Annotated in this window: 16 protein-coding genes and 2 pseudogenes; 9 read left to right on the forward strand and 9 right to left on the reverse strand. The window is 66.4% G+C overall.

Translation table 11 applies throughout. From position 1 onward, the window contains the following. Positions 1–1,561 (forward strand): ACT domain-containing protein (locus Q0L94_RS15335; RefSeq protein WP_296754886.1); only part of this gene is annotated, 1,561 nt, incomplete at its 5' end. A 1-nt stretch (position 1,562) separates the two neighbouring features. Here the strand turns inward: Q0L94_RS15335 and Q0L94_RS15340 are convergent. The 6 genes from Q0L94_RS15340 to Q0L94_RS15365 all read right to left on the reverse strand — a co-directional run bounded on the left by Q0L94_RS15340 (position 1,563) and on the right by Q0L94_RS15365 (position 4,861). Then, entirely contained in the window at positions 1,563–1,799 is a 237-nt protein-coding gene (locus tag Q0L94_RS15340; protein WP_296754888.1) for a hypothetical protein, read from the reverse strand. Then, positions 1,796–2,179, reverse strand: a complete 384-nt coding sequence (locus Q0L94_RS15345; protein WP_296754891.1) for a flagellar biosynthesis regulator FlaF — start codon at positions 2,177–2,179, stop codon at positions 1,796–1,798. Before Q0L94_RS15345 ends, Q0L94_RS15340 begins: the two co-directional genes overlap by 4 nt. 117 nt (positions 2,180–2,296) lie before the next feature. After that, positions 2,297–2,830, reverse strand: coding sequence for a peptide deformylase (gene def / locus Q0L94_RS15350; protein ID WP_296754894.1), 534 nt, complete (start codon positions 2,828–2,830; stop codon positions 2,297–2,299). Then, positions 2,809–3,531: a pseudouridine synthase gene (locus tag Q0L94_RS15355; RefSeq protein WP_296754896.1), complete on the reverse strand. Its 723-nt coding sequence runs from the start codon at positions 3,529–3,531 to the stop codon at positions 2,809–2,811. Before Q0L94_RS15355 ends, def begins: the two co-directional genes overlap by 22 nt. 21 nt (positions 3,532–3,552) lie before the next feature. Next, complete coding sequence (locus tag Q0L94_RS15360) at positions 3,553–4,314, reverse strand: S-methyl-5'-thioinosine phosphorylase (RefSeq protein ID WP_296754897.1); 762 nt, start codon at positions 4,312–4,314, stop codon at positions 3,553–3,555. Position 4,315: 1 nt separating this feature from the next. Beyond that, positions 4,316–4,861 carry a hypoxanthine-guanine phosphoribosyltransferase gene (locus tag Q0L94_RS15365; RefSeq protein ID WP_296754900.1) on the reverse strand — a complete coding sequence of 182 codons (546 nt, stop codon included), beginning with the start codon at positions 4,859–4,861 and terminating at the stop codon, positions 4,316–4,318. Positions 4,862–4,939: 78 nt separating this feature from the next. On the opposite strand from Q0L94_RS15365, the gene ampD reads away from it, so the two are divergent. The 6 genes and pseudogenes from ampD to Q0L94_RS15395 all read left to right on the forward strand — a co-directional run. Beyond that, the gene (ampD, locus tag Q0L94_RS15370; RefSeq protein ID WP_296754902.1) at positions 4,940–5,500 is read left to right on the forward strand and encodes a 1,6-anhydro-N-acetylmuramyl-L-alanine amidase AmpD; all 561 of its coding nucleotides are present in this window, start codon (positions 4,940–4,942) and stop codon (positions 5,498–5,500) included. Next, positions 5,484–7,073: a phospholipase D family protein gene (locus Q0L94_RS15375; RefSeq protein WP_296754905.1), complete on the forward strand. Its 1,590-nt coding sequence runs from the start codon at positions 5,484–5,486 to the stop codon at positions 7,071–7,073. The genes ampD and Q0L94_RS15375 overlap by 17 nt, the downstream gene beginning before the upstream one ends. A 43-nt stretch (positions 7,074–7,116) precedes the next feature. Next, positions 7,117–8,313 carry a formate-dependent phosphoribosylglycinamide formyltransferase gene (purT, locus tag Q0L94_RS15380; RefSeq protein WP_296754907.1) on the forward strand — a complete coding sequence of 399 codons (1,197 nt, stop codon included), beginning with the start codon at positions 7,117–7,119 and terminating at the stop codon, positions 8,311–8,313. A 3-nt stretch (positions 8,314–8,316) separates the two neighbouring features. Next, positions 8,317–8,697, forward strand: a complete 381-nt coding sequence (locus Q0L94_RS15385) for a group II truncated hemoglobin (protein ID WP_296754910.1) — start codon at positions 8,317–8,319, stop codon at positions 8,695–8,697. 7 nt (positions 8,698–8,704) lie between these two features. Then, positions 8,705–9,961 (forward strand): hypothetical protein, encoded by a 1,257-nt coding sequence (locus Q0L94_RS15390; RefSeq protein WP_296754912.1) that lies wholly within the window; start codon positions 8,705–8,707, stop codon positions 9,959–9,961. A gap of 60 nt (positions 9,962–10,021) precedes the next feature. After that, positions 10,022–10,663, forward strand: a pseudogene (locus Q0L94_RS15395) (GTP-binding protein); the annotation flags it as partial. Here the strand turns inward: Q0L94_RS15395 and Q0L94_RS15400 are convergent. Further along, positions 10,652–11,275, reverse strand: a pseudogene (locus Q0L94_RS15400) (GTP-binding protein); the annotation flags it as partial. The pseudogenes Q0L94_RS15395 and Q0L94_RS15400 overlap by 12 nt on opposite strands. A gap of 128 nt (positions 11,276–11,403) precedes the next feature. On the opposite strand from Q0L94_RS15400, the gene Q0L94_RS15405 reads away from it, so the two are divergent. Both Q0L94_RS15405 and Q0L94_RS15410 read left to right on the forward strand, forming a co-directional pair. After that, complete coding sequence (locus Q0L94_RS15405; RefSeq protein ID WP_296754915.1) at positions 11,404–12,141, forward strand: S-methyl-5'-thioinosine phosphorylase; 738 nt, start codon at positions 11,404–11,406, stop codon at positions 12,139–12,141. A gap of 11 nt (positions 12,142–12,152) precedes the next feature. Further along, complete coding sequence (locus Q0L94_RS15410; protein WP_296754916.1) at positions 12,153–12,659, forward strand: TIGR00645 family protein; 507 nt, start codon at positions 12,153–12,155, stop codon at positions 12,657–12,659. A gap of 45 nt (positions 12,660–12,704) precedes the next feature. On the opposite strand, the gene Q0L94_RS15415 is transcribed toward Q0L94_RS15410, so the two are convergent. Both Q0L94_RS15415 and map read right to left on the reverse strand, forming a co-directional pair. Next, a complete protein-coding gene (locus Q0L94_RS15415) occupies positions 12,705–15,281 on the reverse strand; it encodes a [protein-PII] uridylyltransferase (protein ID WP_296754919.1) in 2,577 nt (858 codons plus the stop codon). Positions 15,282–15,303: 22 nt separating this feature from the next. Continuing rightward, on the reverse strand, positions 15,304–16,020 hold a 717-nt coding region (map, locus tag Q0L94_RS15420), incomplete at its 5' end, for a type I methionyl aminopeptidase (RefSeq protein ID WP_296754922.1).

Below are 16,020 nucleotides of genomic sequence, written 5' to 3' on the forward strand. Positions count from 1 at the left end.
GCGCGCCGCCGACTTGTTCGAACGCAAGCCCGATGCCCTGCTGCGCGCCTTCATCCTGTATGCCCAGCATCCGGCGCTGGCCGGGTTCGAGCCGGCCACGCTGCGCGCGCTGTGGCGCGGCAGCATCCGCATCGATGCCGCCTTCCGCGCCAATCCGGCGCACCATGCACTGTTCATGACGCTGCTGCGCCAGCCGCTGGGCATCACCCGGGCGCTGCGCGCCATGCATCGCTATGGCCTGCTGGGACGCTACATTCCGGCGTTTGGCCGCATCGTCGGGCAGATGCAGCACGACCTGTTTCACGTCTACACCGTCGACGAGCACATCCTCACCGTGCTGCGCAACATGCGGCGCTTCACCGTGCCGGCACTGGCGCACGAACTTCCGCTCGCCAGCCGCCTGATCGCCGGTTTCGACAAACCCGAACTGCTCTACCTGGCCGCCCTGTTTCACGATATCGCCAAAGGCCGCGGCGGCGACCACTCCGAACTGGGAGCGGCCGATGCGCGGATATTTTGCCGCCGGCACGGCCTCGACAAGGCCGATACCGAACTGGTCGCCTGGCTGGTGGAAATGCACTTGGCGATGTCGCGCACCTCGCAAAAGGAAGACACCAGCGACCCCGGGGTGATTGCCGCGTTTGCCGCCAGGATCGGCAACCTGCGCCGGCTGACGGCCCTCTATCTGCTGACCGTGGCCGATATCCGCGGCACCAGTCCCACGGTATGGAATGCCTGGAAAGGCAAGCTGCTGGAAGATCTCTACCATGCCACGCGGGCGCAGCTGCTTGGCGGCGATGAAGCCGTCGCCAACATCGCCGCCAAGCAGAACGAAGCGCGCGTCAACCTCGCCCTGTATGGCCTGCCTACCGGCGCCGCCGACGCACTGTGGCAGCACCTCGACGCGCGTTATTTTGCCCGTTTCGATGCCCGCGACATGGCCTGGCAGGCACGCATGCTGTGGCGCCGCACCGACAGCACCGACGCCATCGTGAAGGCGCGCCTGTCGCCGGTCGGCGAAGGCATCCAGGTACTGGTCTACACCCCCGACCAGCCCGACCTGTTTGCCCGTATCTGCGGCTTTTTTGCGCGTATCCAGTACACCATTCTCGAAGCCAAGATCCACACCACCCGGCATGGTTATGCGCTCGACAGCTTTCAGGTGATGGACCTGGCCAATCGCGGCATTCATTACCGCGATTTTCTGAACTTCGTGGAGCACGAGCTGGCGCGCGACCTCGACCCGGCGCAGCCGATGCAGCCGGCACCGCGCGGCCGTCTGTCACGCCACCAGCGGCACCATCCCTATCCCACCACGGTACAGCTGGAAGCCGATGCGCAGGGGCACGGCCACATGCTGTCGATTATCTGTGCGGATCGCGCGGGCTTGCTGTTTGCGGTAGCCGAGGTATTGATGCGGCATGGGGTAAACGTCTATGCCGCCAAAATCGACACGCTGGGCGAGCGTGTCGAGGACACCTTTCTGATCCGCGGAGGCGCTTTGCATACGCCGGCCGGAAGGCAGGCGCTGGAAACCGACGTGCACGAGGTACTGAAGTGATTCAGCGCGCCGGCTGCGCGTATTCGTCCACGTAGCGCCCGCGCGCGGGGGCCTTGCGTGCCGGAGGCGACTTCTTGCGCACGCTGCCGGCCGGTTTCTTGACCTTTTCGTCCAGCTCGGTCTTGCTGCGGTTGCGGACACGGCCGGGACGCACCGAGGTGGTGGTGCCCGCCGCGTCGACTGCGGCATCGGCCAGACTGATATCCGGATCCAGCACCGCACACAGCGAAGCCTTCATGCCGCCTCCCGCCATTCCTTGAGGCTGCCCGCCAGCGTATGGGTCAGCGCGATCAGGCTGCCCAGCGTGTCGGCGCTGGGCGCAAGCTCGCATGCGCCGATCTTGCTGTCGGCATACACCGACAGAATCAGCAGGTTCTGCCGCACTTCCAGCGGGAAAGCCAGGGCACCTTCGGCCAGCGCAATCTGAATGCCGTGCCACACCGCGCGGCTGGTCGCCAGCACCGCGGCCAGGCGGGCTTCGCGGTCGGGGGCGTTCCATTGCCGCTGCATCGCCATCAACTGGGCCGCAATGGCGTCGAGCTGGGCCGCCTCCCCCACCATCGCGTCGGCGCGATGGATGCGGTACCGGGCCTGCCGGATCTGTTGTTCGGAGTTCATTGTCGTCCTTGCAGCTTGTGCCGGGGCACCTCGCCCACGGTTACGCTTCAAGTTAGCGGCGCGGACAGGGGCAACTTTAGGCAAGCTAAATGCATGCCCGAAAGCGTCGAGAACCCGTCAATCGTCCTGCAGGTTTTGCCCCGGGAACAGGGTGTCGGTGAAACCGAAATGGCGCAGGTCGCGAATCCGCATCGGATACAGGATGCCGCGCAGATGATCGACTTCGTGCTGCACCACGCGGGCATGGAAACCGCTCACGCTGCGATCGATCGGCTGTCCCGTCGCGTCGAAGCCCTGATAGCGCAAGTCGGCATGGCGCGGCACCAACCCGCGCATCCCGGGAACCGACAGGCACCCCTCCCAGGCTTCCTCCATCGCAGCGGACAACGGGGTCAGCACGGGGTTGATGAGGACGGTGAACGGCACGCTTTCGGCGTCCGGGTAACGCGGGTTGGCATTGACCTCGAAGATCGCCACCTGCAGGCCGATGCCGATTTGCGGCGCCGCCAGACCGGCGCCATTCAATGCGCGCATGGTGTCGTGCATGTCGACGATCAGCTGCGCCAGTTCGGGCGAGGCAAATTCCTCCACCGGGCGCGCCGCTTCCAGCAGGCGCGGGTCGCCCATTTTCAGGACATCGCGGATGGCCATGGCTGCTCCAGTCGGGTGAGATCGCCGGCTTCCAGCCAGCGCCATGCGCCGGCGGGCAAGGTTGCGGGCAGGGCATGGCCGCCGATGGCTTCGCGATGCAGCGACTCGACCCGGTTGCCGGCCGCCGCGATCATGCGTTTGACCTGATGGTATTTGCCCTCGGCCAGGGTCAGCCGCAAGTTGCGCCCGTCGAGCGCCTCGCACGTCAGCGCGGCAATCGGCGCCGGCTCGTCGTTGAGCTGCACGCCGCTGCGCAAAGCCTCCAGCATGGCGTCGTCGAGCCGGTCGGCGCAGCCTGCGCGGTACACCTTGGCGACGCCTTTCTTCGGCGAGGTCATGCGGTGGATGAACTGGCCGTCGTCGGAAAACAGCAACAACCCGGTGGTGTCCTGATCGAGACGCCCCACGCATTGCACCCCGCGCTGCACCAGTGGCGCCGGCAACAGGGAAAACACACTGGGATGATGGCTGGGGCGATGCGAGCACTCATACCCGGCCGGCTTGTGCATCAGCACATAGGCTTTCTCGCGGTAACGCCAGCTGACGCCGTCGAGCGTCAGCTCCAGCTGCGCCGGGTCGACCTCGGCCTCGGGCTCGTCGCAGACCACGCCGTTGACCGCCACCTCGCCCATGCGCACCCGCGCCATGCAGGCTTTGCGGCTGCCGAATCCCTGCGACTGCAAGGCACGGTAGAGTTTCATGCGGCCCGCTTCATCGTGCGTTCAGAATGTGCACAACCCGGCAGCGTCGTTGGTCACCAGCTGCTCGAGCAGATGCCGCACCTGCAGCATCACTTCGCCCAGCACGGACTGGATCTCTTCCATCTGGATGCCGTCGCTCGACAGGCCGCGGCCGGCCGCGTAGTTCACCACCACGCCCACCGTCGCGTAGCAAAGCGCCAGTTCGCGCGCCAGATAGGCTTCCGGCATGCCGGTCATCCCCACCATATCGGCACCGTCGCGCTCCATGCGGTTGATTTCGGCCGCGGTTTCCAGGCGCGGCCCCTGCACCGCGCCGTACACGCCGCCATCGCGCAGATTGATGCCTGCGCTGGCCGCGGCCTGAAGCAGCGCCTGGCGCATCCGGTCACAATAGGGGAACGTGAAATCGAGATGGGTGACCGGTTTGTCGGTTTCGACCAGACAGGTGGCCGCCCGGCCATGGGTGTAGTCGATGATCTGGTCGGGAATGACCAGCATGCCGGGAATCAGCGCCGGATGAATGCCCCCGACCGTGGCCACCGACACCACGCGGTCGACGCCGTGGTCTTTCAGTGCCCACAGGTTGGCGCGATAGTTCACCTCGTGCGGCGGAATGGTGTGGCCATAGCCATGGCGCGCCAGAAAGATCACTTCCTGATCGCAGATGTGGCCAAAGGTGAGCGCGCCGGACGGCTCGCCGAAAGGCGTGCGCGCCACCTTGCGATGGGTGATTTCCAGATTGGCGAGCTGGGTCAGCCCCGTGCCGCCGATAATGCCCAACATATTATTTGTCCTTCAAAGCGTAGATAGCGGGCAGATTGCGCCACAGTCCGTAAGCGTCCATGCCGCAGCCGAACACATAGCGGTCTGGCACATCCAGCCCCACGAAATCGGCCCGGACCGGTTTGTCCAGCCCGTTGTCCTTGTTGGTCAGCACCGCCGACCATACCCGCGCCGCGCCCATGTGCAGGAGCTTGTCGCGAATCGCAGCCAGGGTCTCGCCCTCGTCCAGGATATCGTCCAGCACCAGCACGTTGCGGCCCACCACATTCTGCCCCGGCAACACCTTCCATTCCATCTCGCCGCCGTGGGTCTGGCCGCGATAACGGGTGACGTGCAGGTAATCGAACTCCAGCGGAAAGCCCAGCTTGGGCAGCAACTGCCCGGCAAACATCACCGCCCCGCCCATCACCGGCAATACCAGCGGAAACGTTCCCGCCAATGCCTGCGCAATCTCGCCGGCCAGACGATCGAGCGCGGCCTGCACCACCGTCTCCGGCACGATACATTCGGCCTCATCCAGCAATTGCTGCGCTTCAAGTGGGGACATGACGGACTCGTAATTCGACTAAAGCCGGAAGTCTAAGCGAAGTTTCCAGAGCATGCGCGGGTCGGATAAGCTTGAGCCATGCTGCAACCTCCTTCTCTTCCCCCCGTGATCGATGCTGCCGGCTGGCTGACCAACGCTCGCCAGCTGCCCTCGCCCAACTGCGACGCCCGCCCGGACGGTACGGCGACCGAACTCATCGTCATCCACAATATTTCGCTACCGCCGGGCGTGTTCGACGGCGATGCGGTGATCGACCTCTTCACCAACCGGCTCGACTGGGATGCGCATCCGTATTATCTGGGCATCCGTGGGCTCAGGGTATCGGCGCATTTTTTCATTCGCCGCGACGGCACCCTGATCCAGTTCGTGCCGTGCACGCTGCGCGCCTGGCATGCCGGGATGTCGACCTGGCAAGGACGCGAGCGCTGCAACGATTTTTCCATCGGGATCGAACTCGAAGGCACCGACGACCAGTCTTTCACCGAGGCCCAGTACGCCGCCCTGGCTCCGCTGGTGCGCTTGCTGAAACAGGCCTATCCCATCCAGGCCGTGGTGGGGCACAGCGACATCGCCGCGGGGCGCAAGACCGATCCCGGCCCCCATTTCGACTGGCAACGCCTGCATGCGCAAACCGCCTGAATCGCTCTGCCTTGCCGGCGCCGCGCTGGCCGCGCTGCTGGCGCTGGCCGGCTGCGCGCCCACGCTCAGGATGAGCGCCGAGCGCCCGCCTTCGCATGCCGTCTCAAACCAGGCCGACAGCCCGTTGAAAGCGTATCTGTCGGCACAGATCCCGGCCGGCGAATCGGGCTTTCATCTGCTGCGGGAAGGCCGCGCGGCGCTGGCCGCCAGGCTGGCGCTGGCGCAGCGCGCCACCCATACGCTCGACGTGCAGTACTACCTGTTCCACCACGACGCCACCGGCAAGCTGGTCGCCGCGGCCTTGCTGGCCGCCGCCGAACGCGGCGTGCGTGTGCGCGTGCTGGTCGACGATATCGATACCGCCGACAAGGAACTCCGGCTCGCCACGCTGAACGCCCACCCCAACATCCAGGTGCGGCTGTTCAACCCCTTCCACACCCGCAGCACCAATCTTTTCGTCAAGGGCTGGCAGGCGCTGCGCGAAAGCGTCCGCCTCAACCGCCGCATGCACAACAAGGTCTTCATCGCCGACAATCAGCTCGGCATCACCGGCGGACGCAACATCGGCGACGAGTATTTCGATGCCCACCATGACCTGGCCTTCGTCGACCTCGACGTCATTGCGGCGGGCGCCATCGTCGACAGTCTGTCGCGATCGTTCGATCAATACTGGAACAGCGATGCGGCGGTGCCCGCCGCCGCCCTGCCGGTCAACGCCAACGACATCCGGCTGCAGCGCACCACCCGGTTTTTGCAGCAGTACCGCACGCAACAGCTCGACAGCGACTATGGCCGCGTGCTGACCGCAGCCGACCCCCTGCCCAAACTGCTGGCGGGGAAAACCCCCTGGCACATCGCGCGCGCCGATCTCATCGTCGATCCGCCGGGGAAGGTCCTCAAGCGCAGCAAATCGCCGTCCAAACTGCTGATCGGCCAGCTTGCCGGGCTGTGGGTCGACCCCACCCGGCGCGCCCTCATCGTGTCGCCCTATTTCGTGCCCGGCGCCCTCGGCATGGCTTACTTCGAGTACTGGCGCAGCCAGGGCGTGCAGATCGACGTGCTGACCAACGCCTATGCCGCCAGCGACGTGCCGGTGGTGCACGCCGGCTATGCCAATTACCGCATCCCGCTGCTGCAGGCGGGCGTCAATCTCTATGAACTGAAACCGGTCGCCGAACCCACCGGCGGTCGCCTGCGCGACCTCGGCAGCGGCTCCTCGCGCGCCAGCCTGCACGCCAAGACCTTCGTCTTCGACGACGAACACGTCTTCATCGGCAGTTTCAATCTTGATCCGCGCTCGGCATTGCTCAATACCGAAATGGGACTGGTCATCCACTCCGCCGAACTGGCCCGCCAGGTCACCGCCATCGCCGAAGACGCGATGCGTCCCGAACGCAGCTACCAGACTCGGCTCGTCGTCGAAAAAAACGGAAAAGGCGTCGCGAAACGCCTGCAATGGCGCGATGTCCACCAGGGTGCCGAGCGCATTTTCGATCGCGAACCCGAAACCACCCCGATCCAGCGCGGCCTGTTGCGTGTGCTGCAGGCGCTGCCGATCGAGGAACATCTCTGAAGCACGGTAAAATCCCGTTTGATTGTTATCCAGGATTCCGGCCATGCGCCTCGGCACCCCACTCTCTCCTTCCGCCACCCGCGTCATGCTGCTGGGTGCGGGCGAACTCGGCAAGGAAGTCGCCATCGCCCTGCAGCGCCTCGGTGTCGAAGTCATCGCGGTGGACCGCTACGCCGACGCCCCCGGCCATCAGGTAGCGCACCGCGCCTACGTGATCGACATGGGCGACGGCGCGGCCCTGCGCGCGCTGATCGAAACGGAGAAACCGCAGCTGGTGGTGCCGGAGATCGAGGCCATCGCCACCGAAACCCTGCTGGAAATCGAGGCCGCCGGGCTGGCGGAGATCATCCCCACTGCACGCGCCGCCAACCTCACCATGAACCGCGAAGGCATCCGCCGGCTGGCGGCAGAAACACTGGGCCTGCCGACGTCACCTTACGTGTTCGCCGACAGCCTGGCTGCGATGTCGGCTGCAGCCGGCCAGTTGGGCTACCCGGTGATCGTCAAGCCGGTGATGTCATCGTCCGGCAAGGGGCAATCATGGGTGGGCGACGCCAGCCAGCTGGCGGCTGCATGGGACGCGGCCGCCAGCGGCGGGCGGGTGGACAAGGGGCGCGTCATCGTCGAGGGGGTGATCGATTTCGATTACGAAATCACGCTGCTGACCGTGCGCGCGCTCGGCGCCTCGGGCACGGTCGAGACGCATTTCTGCGAGCCGATCGGCCACCTGCAGGAGAAGGGCGATTACGTCGAATCGTGGCAGCCGCAGGCGATGTCCGCCGCGGCACAGGCGCGCGCGCAGGAAATCGCCGCCGCCGTCACCGCCAATCTCGGCGGGCGCGGGGTTTTCGGCGTGGAATTGTTCGTCAAGGGCGACACGGTGTGGTTCTCCGAAGTCAGTCCGCGCCCCCACGACACCGGCATGGTGACGATGGCGACGCAGCGGCAGAACGAATTCGAGCTGCACGCGCGCGCCATCCTCGGCCTGCCGGTCGACGCGAGCCTGCGCGAACCCGGCGCCTCGGCGGTGATCTACGGCGGCATGGATGCGAGCGGCATCGCCTTCGACGGCGTGGCCGATGCCATGCGCACACCCGGCGTCGACCTGCGGCTGTTCGGCAAACCCGAGGCCTTCGTCCGCCGGCGCATGGGGGTGGTGCTCGCCGCCGCCGCCAGCACCGATACGGCCCGCCTGCATGCCAAGGCAGCGGCGGCGGCCGTCAAGCCGGTGCGGGGCTGAACCATGCAGACCCACTACGAACGCCTCGGCGGCGGCGAAACGATCCGCAAGCTGGTAGACCGCTTTTACGACCTGATGGACGAAGACCCGGATTATTACGGCATCCGCAAACTACATCCGGCAGACCTCACCGAGTCGCGCAACAAGCTCGCCTGGTTTCTCTCCGGCTGGACCGGCGGGCCGCCGGAGTACACCGACCGCTTCGGCCATCCGTTCTTGCGCCGCCGCCATCTGCCCTTCGTCATCGGCGAAGCCGAGCGCGACCAGTGGATGGGCTGCATGGTCCGTGCGATGCAGGACGTGGGGGTGGATGCCGCGATGCAGCAGGAAATGACAGCGGCGCTCTTCAAGACTGCCGATTTCATGCGCAACCAGCCGGAATGATCCCGCCATGAAGCGTTTGTTTGGCTGGAGCGCGCTGTTCGCCGTGCTGGCCGCGCTCACCGCGTTACCCTGGCTGATGCTCGACGACGCGCCGGCGATCGAGCCGCCGGCCGAGTTTCGCCGCACCGATCTGGCCTGGGTCAGAACGCTGTTCCAGAAACATGACCCGCGCCGCCAGACGCCTGACGTGGTTCAGAGCATCCGGCTCGACGAGGCCGAACTCAACCGGCTGCTGAACTATGCCGTCGAACTGCACCGCGTCAGAGGCATTGCCGCCGAACTCACCCCCGGCATGGCCACGCTTTCCGCCACCCTCGCCGTACCGCCCAATCCGTTTGGCCGTTATCTCAACCTCACCGCGGAAATAGCCGAGGTGCCTGGCGGCATCCGGATTCAGGGCCTGCAGCTGGGCAGCCTGCCGCTGCCCGGCGTGCTGGCCGACTGGATGGCGCGCCAGGCGCATCGCTGGCTGCGCCGCGACAAAACCTACGCCACGCTGGCCGATGCGTTCTCCCAGATCAATTTCGATGAAAATCAGGCCACCCTGGACTACCGCTGGCATCCCGAGTTGCTGACCCGGCTGGAACGCAAAAGTGCGGAATTGCTGATCGCCCCCGAGGACCAGGCACGCATGCTGGCTTATGCCGAACAGCTGGACGCCCTGCTCAAGCGCCACCCGCACGGCAGCACCGTACCGCTGGTGCGGATCACCGGCCCCCTGTTTACGCACGCCCTGCAAACCGGCGGCGACGCCCGCGAGGAAAATCGTGCCGCGCTCACCGCGCTGGCGGCCTACCTGGCCGGGATCAGCCTGCCCAGGCTACTGGAAGGCGACAGCCGCTCTATCCGCCAGGCGCCGCGCGTGCTGCTGTCGCTGCACGGGCGGCGCGACTTTGCCGAGCACTTCATGATTTCCGCCGCGCTGTCGGTCAATGGCGGCAGCCGACTGGCCAACGCCATCGGCCTGATCAAGGAAGAGGAGGATGCGGGCAAGGGTTCCGGCTTCAGCTTCACCGACCTGGCCGCCAACCGCGCCGGCGTCCGGCTGGGCGAACGCGCCACCGGCGCCGCCGCGGCGCGGGTGCGCCAGCATCTGGCGCTTGCCCGCAACGATGCCGATCTGCTGCCGGATTTCCGCGACCTGCCGGAATTCATGCCGCAGGCCGAATTCGACCGCCGCTTCGGCCCCATCGGCAGCGCACGCTACCAGCGCGTCATCGCCCGCATCGACGCCCGCCTGGACGCGCATCCGCTCGCACAATAACAATGAATTGTCAAACAACCATGCTATAATATTGGGCTTCCCGCAATCCGGCCCCCCATCATGTCCCGCAAGCTCCGCAACATCGCCATCATCGCGCACGTCGACCATGGCAAGACCACGCTGGTCGACCAGCTTCTCAGGCAATCCGGCACCTTCCGCGACAACCAGGCGGTCGACGAGCGGGTAATGGACTCCGGCGACATCGAAAAAGAACGCGGCATCACCATCCTGGCGAAGAACACCGCGATCACCTACGGCGACACCCACATCAACATCGTCGACACCCCCGGGCACGCCGATTTCGGTGGCGAAGTCGAGCGCGTACTCGGCATGGTCGACGGCGTGGTGCTGCTGGTCGACGCCGTCGAAGGCCCGATGCCGCAGACGCGCTTCGTCACCAAGAAGGCGCTGGCGCTCGGCCTGCGCCCCATCGTGGTGATCAACAAGATCGACCGTCCCGGCGCCCGCCCGGACTGGGTGGTCGACCAGACCTTCGACTTGTTCGACAAGCTCGGCGCCACCGACGAGCAGCTCGACTTCCCCATCATCTACGCCTCGGGCCTCAACGGCTGGGCATGCAGGGACCTCAAGGACGCCCCGTCCCAAGGCGGCGCCGCGTCCGACATGACGCCGCTGTTCGACACCGTTTTGAGCCACGTCCCCACCCCGCCCGGCGCGGCCGACGCGCCGCTGCAGTTGCAGCGGGCCGTCGGCGTCGACTTCGGGCGCCGGCACGTACTTGAGGATGGCCTCGAACAGCGGGCGCATGTCCTTGCGCTCGTCGCCCTCGTTGATCACCGCGAAGCCGTTCAGGCCCGAGGCATAGATGACCGGGAAGTCGAGCTGCTCTTCGGTAGCGCCGAGCTTGTCGAAGAGATCGAAGGTGTGGTTGATCACCCAGTCCGGACGCGCGCCCGGGCGGTCGATCTTGTTGATGACCACGATCGGCTTGAGGCCGAGGGCGAGCGCCTTGCGGGTCACGAAGCGGGTCTGCGGCATCGGGCCTTCCTGGGCGTCGACCAGCAGCAGCACGCTGTCGACCATCGACAGCACGCGCTCGACCTCGCCGCCGAAGTCGGCGTGGCCCGGGGTGTCGACGATGTTGATGTGGGTCTCGCCGTACTGGATCGCGCAGTTCTTGGCGAGGATGGTGATGCCGCGTTCCTTCTCGATGTCGCCGGAGTCCATGACGCGCTCGGCGACCTGCTGGTTTTCGCGGAAGGTGCCGGACTGGCGCAGAAGCTGGTCGACGAGGGTGGTCTTGCCATGATCGACGTGGGCGATGATGGCGATGTTGCGAATGGCGCGGGACATGGAGGAGGGCAGGCGAAGTCTTTGAAAGGTCGGGGATTCTATCACGGGCTGCGGCAGCGCAACATGGAATTCTCGGCGACTCCGGGGTGCATGCTAGAATCGCCCGCCCAGCGTGAAGAGGTTCAGGAATGCTAGCGATCATCGGCGGCAGCGGACTCACCCAGTTGTCGAACATGGAGATCGAGCGCCGCGAGGTTGCGCGCACGCCTTACGGCGAGCCGTCCGGCGCCCTGGCCTTCGGCCAGATGTGCAACGAGCCGGTGGTCTTTCTCGCGCGCCACGGCTACGGCCACACGATCCCGCCGCACCTGGTCAATTACCGCGCCAACATCTGGGCGCTGAAGGAGGCGAAGGTCTCCGGCATCGTCTCGGTGGCCTCGGTCGGCGGCATCCGCGCCGATCTCGCCCCCGGCACGCTGATCGTGCCCGACCAGATCATCGACTACACCTGGGGCCGCAAGAGCACCTTCTTCGACGGCGGCGACACACCGGTTCGCCACATCGATTTCACGCATCCGTACGACGAGACCCTGCGTAGCCGCCTGCTGGCGGCGATCCGTGCGGCCGGCGACAGCGCGGTCGATGGCGGCGTCTATGCCAGCACCCAGGGGCCGCGGCTGGAGACGGCGGCGGAGATCGACCGCCTCGAACGCGACGGCGCCGACATCGTCGGCATGACCGGGATGCCGGAGGCGGCGCTCGCCCGCGAGCTCGAACTGCCCTACGCGGCGATCGGTGTGGTGGTCAATTACGCCGCCGGGCGCTCCTCGAGCGAGCACGGCATCCACTTCGAAGACATCGAGGTGGTGCTGCAGGAATCCATGGTGCGGGTGCGCAACGTGCTCGAGTGTCTTTGTCAGGTTTGAGGCTGGAAACGATGAAACGTCTGGAATCCGCTTTCGAACACGTGCTGTTCACCAGCCGCTGGCTGATGGCGCCGGTCTATTTCGGCCTGGTGCTGGCGATGGTTCTGCTGCTGGAGAAGTTCGCCAAGGAGCTCGTGGGCCTGTTCGCCGGCATCTGTTCGGCCTCGGGCGGCGAGTTGATCATCGGCGTGCTCTCGCTGGTGGACGTGGCGCTGATCATGAACCTGCTGATCATCATCATGTTCAGCGGCTACGAGAACTTCGTCTCCAAGATGGAGGACCTGCACGCGCATCAGGATCGCCCGGAATGGATGGGCCACATCGGCTTCTCCGATCTCAAGCTCAAGCTGATCGGCTCGATCGTGGCGATCTCCGGGATCGAGCTGCTGAAGGCCTTCATGAACGCGCAAACCCTGAGCGACCGCCAGCTCGGCTGGATGGTCGGCATCCATGTGACCTTCCTGTTTTCCGGCCTGCTTTACGCCGCCATGGACCGCCTCGCCGGCAAGGGGCACTGACGCTCGCCAGGGCGGCGGCAGAGGCAGGAGCGCTTTCCGCAGTCGCTAGACCTGCAGCCGATCGAGCAGCTCGCGCTCGATCTTCAGCACCTGTGCATCCTGGCTCAGCACCTGGCCGGTGAGCAGGAAGGTGTCCTCCACGCGTTCGCCCAGGGTGGCGATCTTCGCGGTGTGGAGGCGGATGCCGTGGTCGGCGAGCACCGACGCGACATCGAACAGCAGGCCGGGACGATCCGCCGCAGTGAGCGACAGCACGTGGTGGCGCCCCGCCTCGTCGGGGCGGATGCTGACCTCGGGACTGATCGGAAAATGCTTCACCTGGCGTGACATGCGGCCGCGTGCCGGGCGCTCGGGCGCCCCGGCCTGCTGCAGGCGCACGCACAGCTCGTGCTCGATCAGCGTGACGATGTCGCGGTAGACCGCCTGCTGCCCGGGATCCTGCAGCATGAAGCTGTCGAGCGCGTAACCGTGGCGGGTGGTGTGCACCTTGGCGTCGAGGATGGTGAAGCCCATGCGGCCGAAGAAGCCGGTCAGACGCACGAACAGGTCCTTCTGGTCACGCGTGAATACCATGACCTGCACCCCGTCGGCGTCGTCCGCCACCCGCGCCTTGACCACCGGCTCATCGGTGGTGGGACGGTAGTAGAGCACGCGGGTGTGCCAGGCGATCTCCTCGGCCGAATGGCGCATGAAGTAGACCGGATCGAGCCAGCTCCAGAGCTCGTCCTCCACCCCCGGGCGCAGGCCGTGGAAGCGCAACTGCCGGCGCGCATCCTCCTGGCGGTCGTCGAGACCGAGCGCCTCCTGCGGCGTCGCACCGCGCAGCAGGCGCTGGGTGGCGAAGAACAGATCTTCCAGCAGCTTGCCCTTCCAGCCGTTCCACACCTTGGGGCTGGTGCCGCGCACGTCGGCGTGGGTCAGCAGGTAGAGCGCGATCAGCCGGCGTTCGTCGCCGACGACCTGCGCGAAGCGCTGGATGACCTCGGGGTCCGAGGTGTCCTCCTTCTGTGCGACGCGCGACATCGTCAGGTGATGCTCGACCAGCCACACGACCAGGGCGGCATCCTCGGGCGCGAGCCCGTGCTGGGTGCAGAACTCGCGTGCATCGACCATGCCCAGCGTGGAGTGGTCGCCGCCGCGGCCCTTGGCGATGTCGTGGAAGAGGGCGGCGACGTACAGCAGCCAGTGGCGGTCGAAGGCGATGATCAGCCGCGTCATCAGCGGGTATTCGTGCGCGTGCTCGCCCATCGTGAACCTGCGCACGTTGCGCAGCACCATCAGGATGTGCTGGTCGACCGTATAGACGTGGAACAGGTCGTGCTGCATCTGGCCGACGATCCGCCGCCAGGCCGGGATGTAGCGCGACAGGATGCCGTACTCGTTCATCTTGCGGAACACGCGCACGATGCCGCGCTTCTGCTGCAGGATCTGAACGAAGAGCTCGCGGTGCTCCGGGCGGGCGCGGAAGGCGGCGTTCACCCGGTTGCGGTTGATCCACAGCGCGCGCAGGGTGCGCGCGGTCATGCCCTTGAGCTCGGAGCGCTGCTGCAGAAGCAGGAAGCATTCCAGGATCGCGGCAGGATGACGCTCGAAGATGTCGTCGTGGCGAATGTCGAGCAGCTCGCGCACCACCTGGAAGCGCGCATTGACGACGATCGCCGCGCCACGGTCGGGAAAGATCACGCTGCCGTAGTTCTGCAGCAGCACGGTGTTCAGCTGCATCACCATCTTCGCGGTGACGTAGTAGCGCTGCATCAGCACCTCGGATGCCCGGCGCGTCGCGGTCGGCTCGATGTCGAGCACGCGCGCGATCTTCTCCTGGTGATCGAACAGCAGGCGGTCCTCGGCTCGGCCGGTCAGGTAGTGCAGGCGGATGCGCACGTGCTGCAGGAAGCGCTCGACGTTGCGCAGTTCGCTCGCTTCGCTGCCGGTGATCAGGCGGCGGCGGGCGAGATCCCGCCAGCTTCGCCCGAGCCCGGCTGCGCGCGCGATCCAGCCCAGCATCTGCAGGTCGCGCAGGCCGCCGGGGCTTTCCTTGCAGTTGGGCTCGAGCGCATACGGGGTATCGTTGAAGCGCGCATAGCGCTGCTCCTGTTCGAGCAGCTTGGCCTTGTAGAACGCACGCACGTCCAGCGCGTCGCGATAACGGCTCGCCAGCTCGCCGAACAGGGCGGCGCTGCCGGTCAGCAGCCGCGCCTCGAGCAGGTTGGTCTGCACGGTGATGTCGTCCGCGGCGCCCAGGAGGCACTCGTCGACCGTGCGCACGGCGTGGCCGACCTCGAGCCCGATGTCCCACAGGCCGCCGACCAGGGTGGCCAGCCGCGACTGCAGGGCCGCGTCGGGCCGCTCGGGAAGCAGGATCAGCAGGTCGACGTCCGAGGCCGGGAACAGCTCCCCCCGCCCGTAGCCACCGACGGCGACGACGGCCGCGGCGGCCGGCATGCCGCAGGACGACCACAGCCGCGTGATCTCGTCGTCGACCAGCGTCGCGCGGCCCTTGAGCACCGTTGCCGTGTGCGGACGCGCCTCGTACTCGGCGCGCAAGCGCGCCATCCCCGCCACCATGCGCTTGCGGGCGTCCGCCAGCAGGGGCTGCAGGGACGTGGTGAGCGCGTCGTTCATGGCGGAGGTCCGGCGCGCGGTGTCAGGCGAACCGGTCTGCGACCATCGCGGGCGGAGCCGGGGCCTTCGCGGAGAGCGTCAGCACCTCGACCCCGGTCTCGGTGACCACGATCGTGTGCTCCCATTGCGCGGACAGGCTGCGGTCCTTGGTGACGATGGTCCAGCCGTCGGGCAGTTCCGAGATGGCGGCCTTGCCGGCATTGATCATCGGCTCGATGGTGAAGATCATCCCGGGCTTCAGCTCCGGGCCGGTGCCGGCCTTGCCGTAGTGCAGCACCTGCGGCTCCTCGTGGAACTTGCGTCCGATGCCGTGGCCGCAGAATTCCCGCACCACCGAGAAGCCGTTGCCTTCGGCATGCTTCTGGATGACGGCGCCGATGTCGCCCAGGCGGCCACCCGGTCTGACCGCGGCGATGCCCAGCCACATGCACTCGTAGGTGATCTGGGTCAGGCGGCGGGCGATGATGCTGGCCGCGGCATCGCCACCGACCATGAACATGCGGCTGGTGTCGCCGTGGAAGCCGTCCTTGATCACCGTGATGTCGATGTTGACGATGTCGCCCTTCTTGAGCGCCTTGTCCCCGGGCACGCCGTGGCAGACCTGATGGTTGATCGAGGTGCAGATCGACTTGGGGTAGGGGCTGTAGCCGGGCGGGGCGTAGTTGAGCGGCGCCGGAATGGTGTTCTGCACATTGACCATGTAGTCGTGGCACAGGCGGTCGAGCTCGCCGGTGGTCAC

The organism is Thiobacillus sp. (assembly GCF_024708915.1).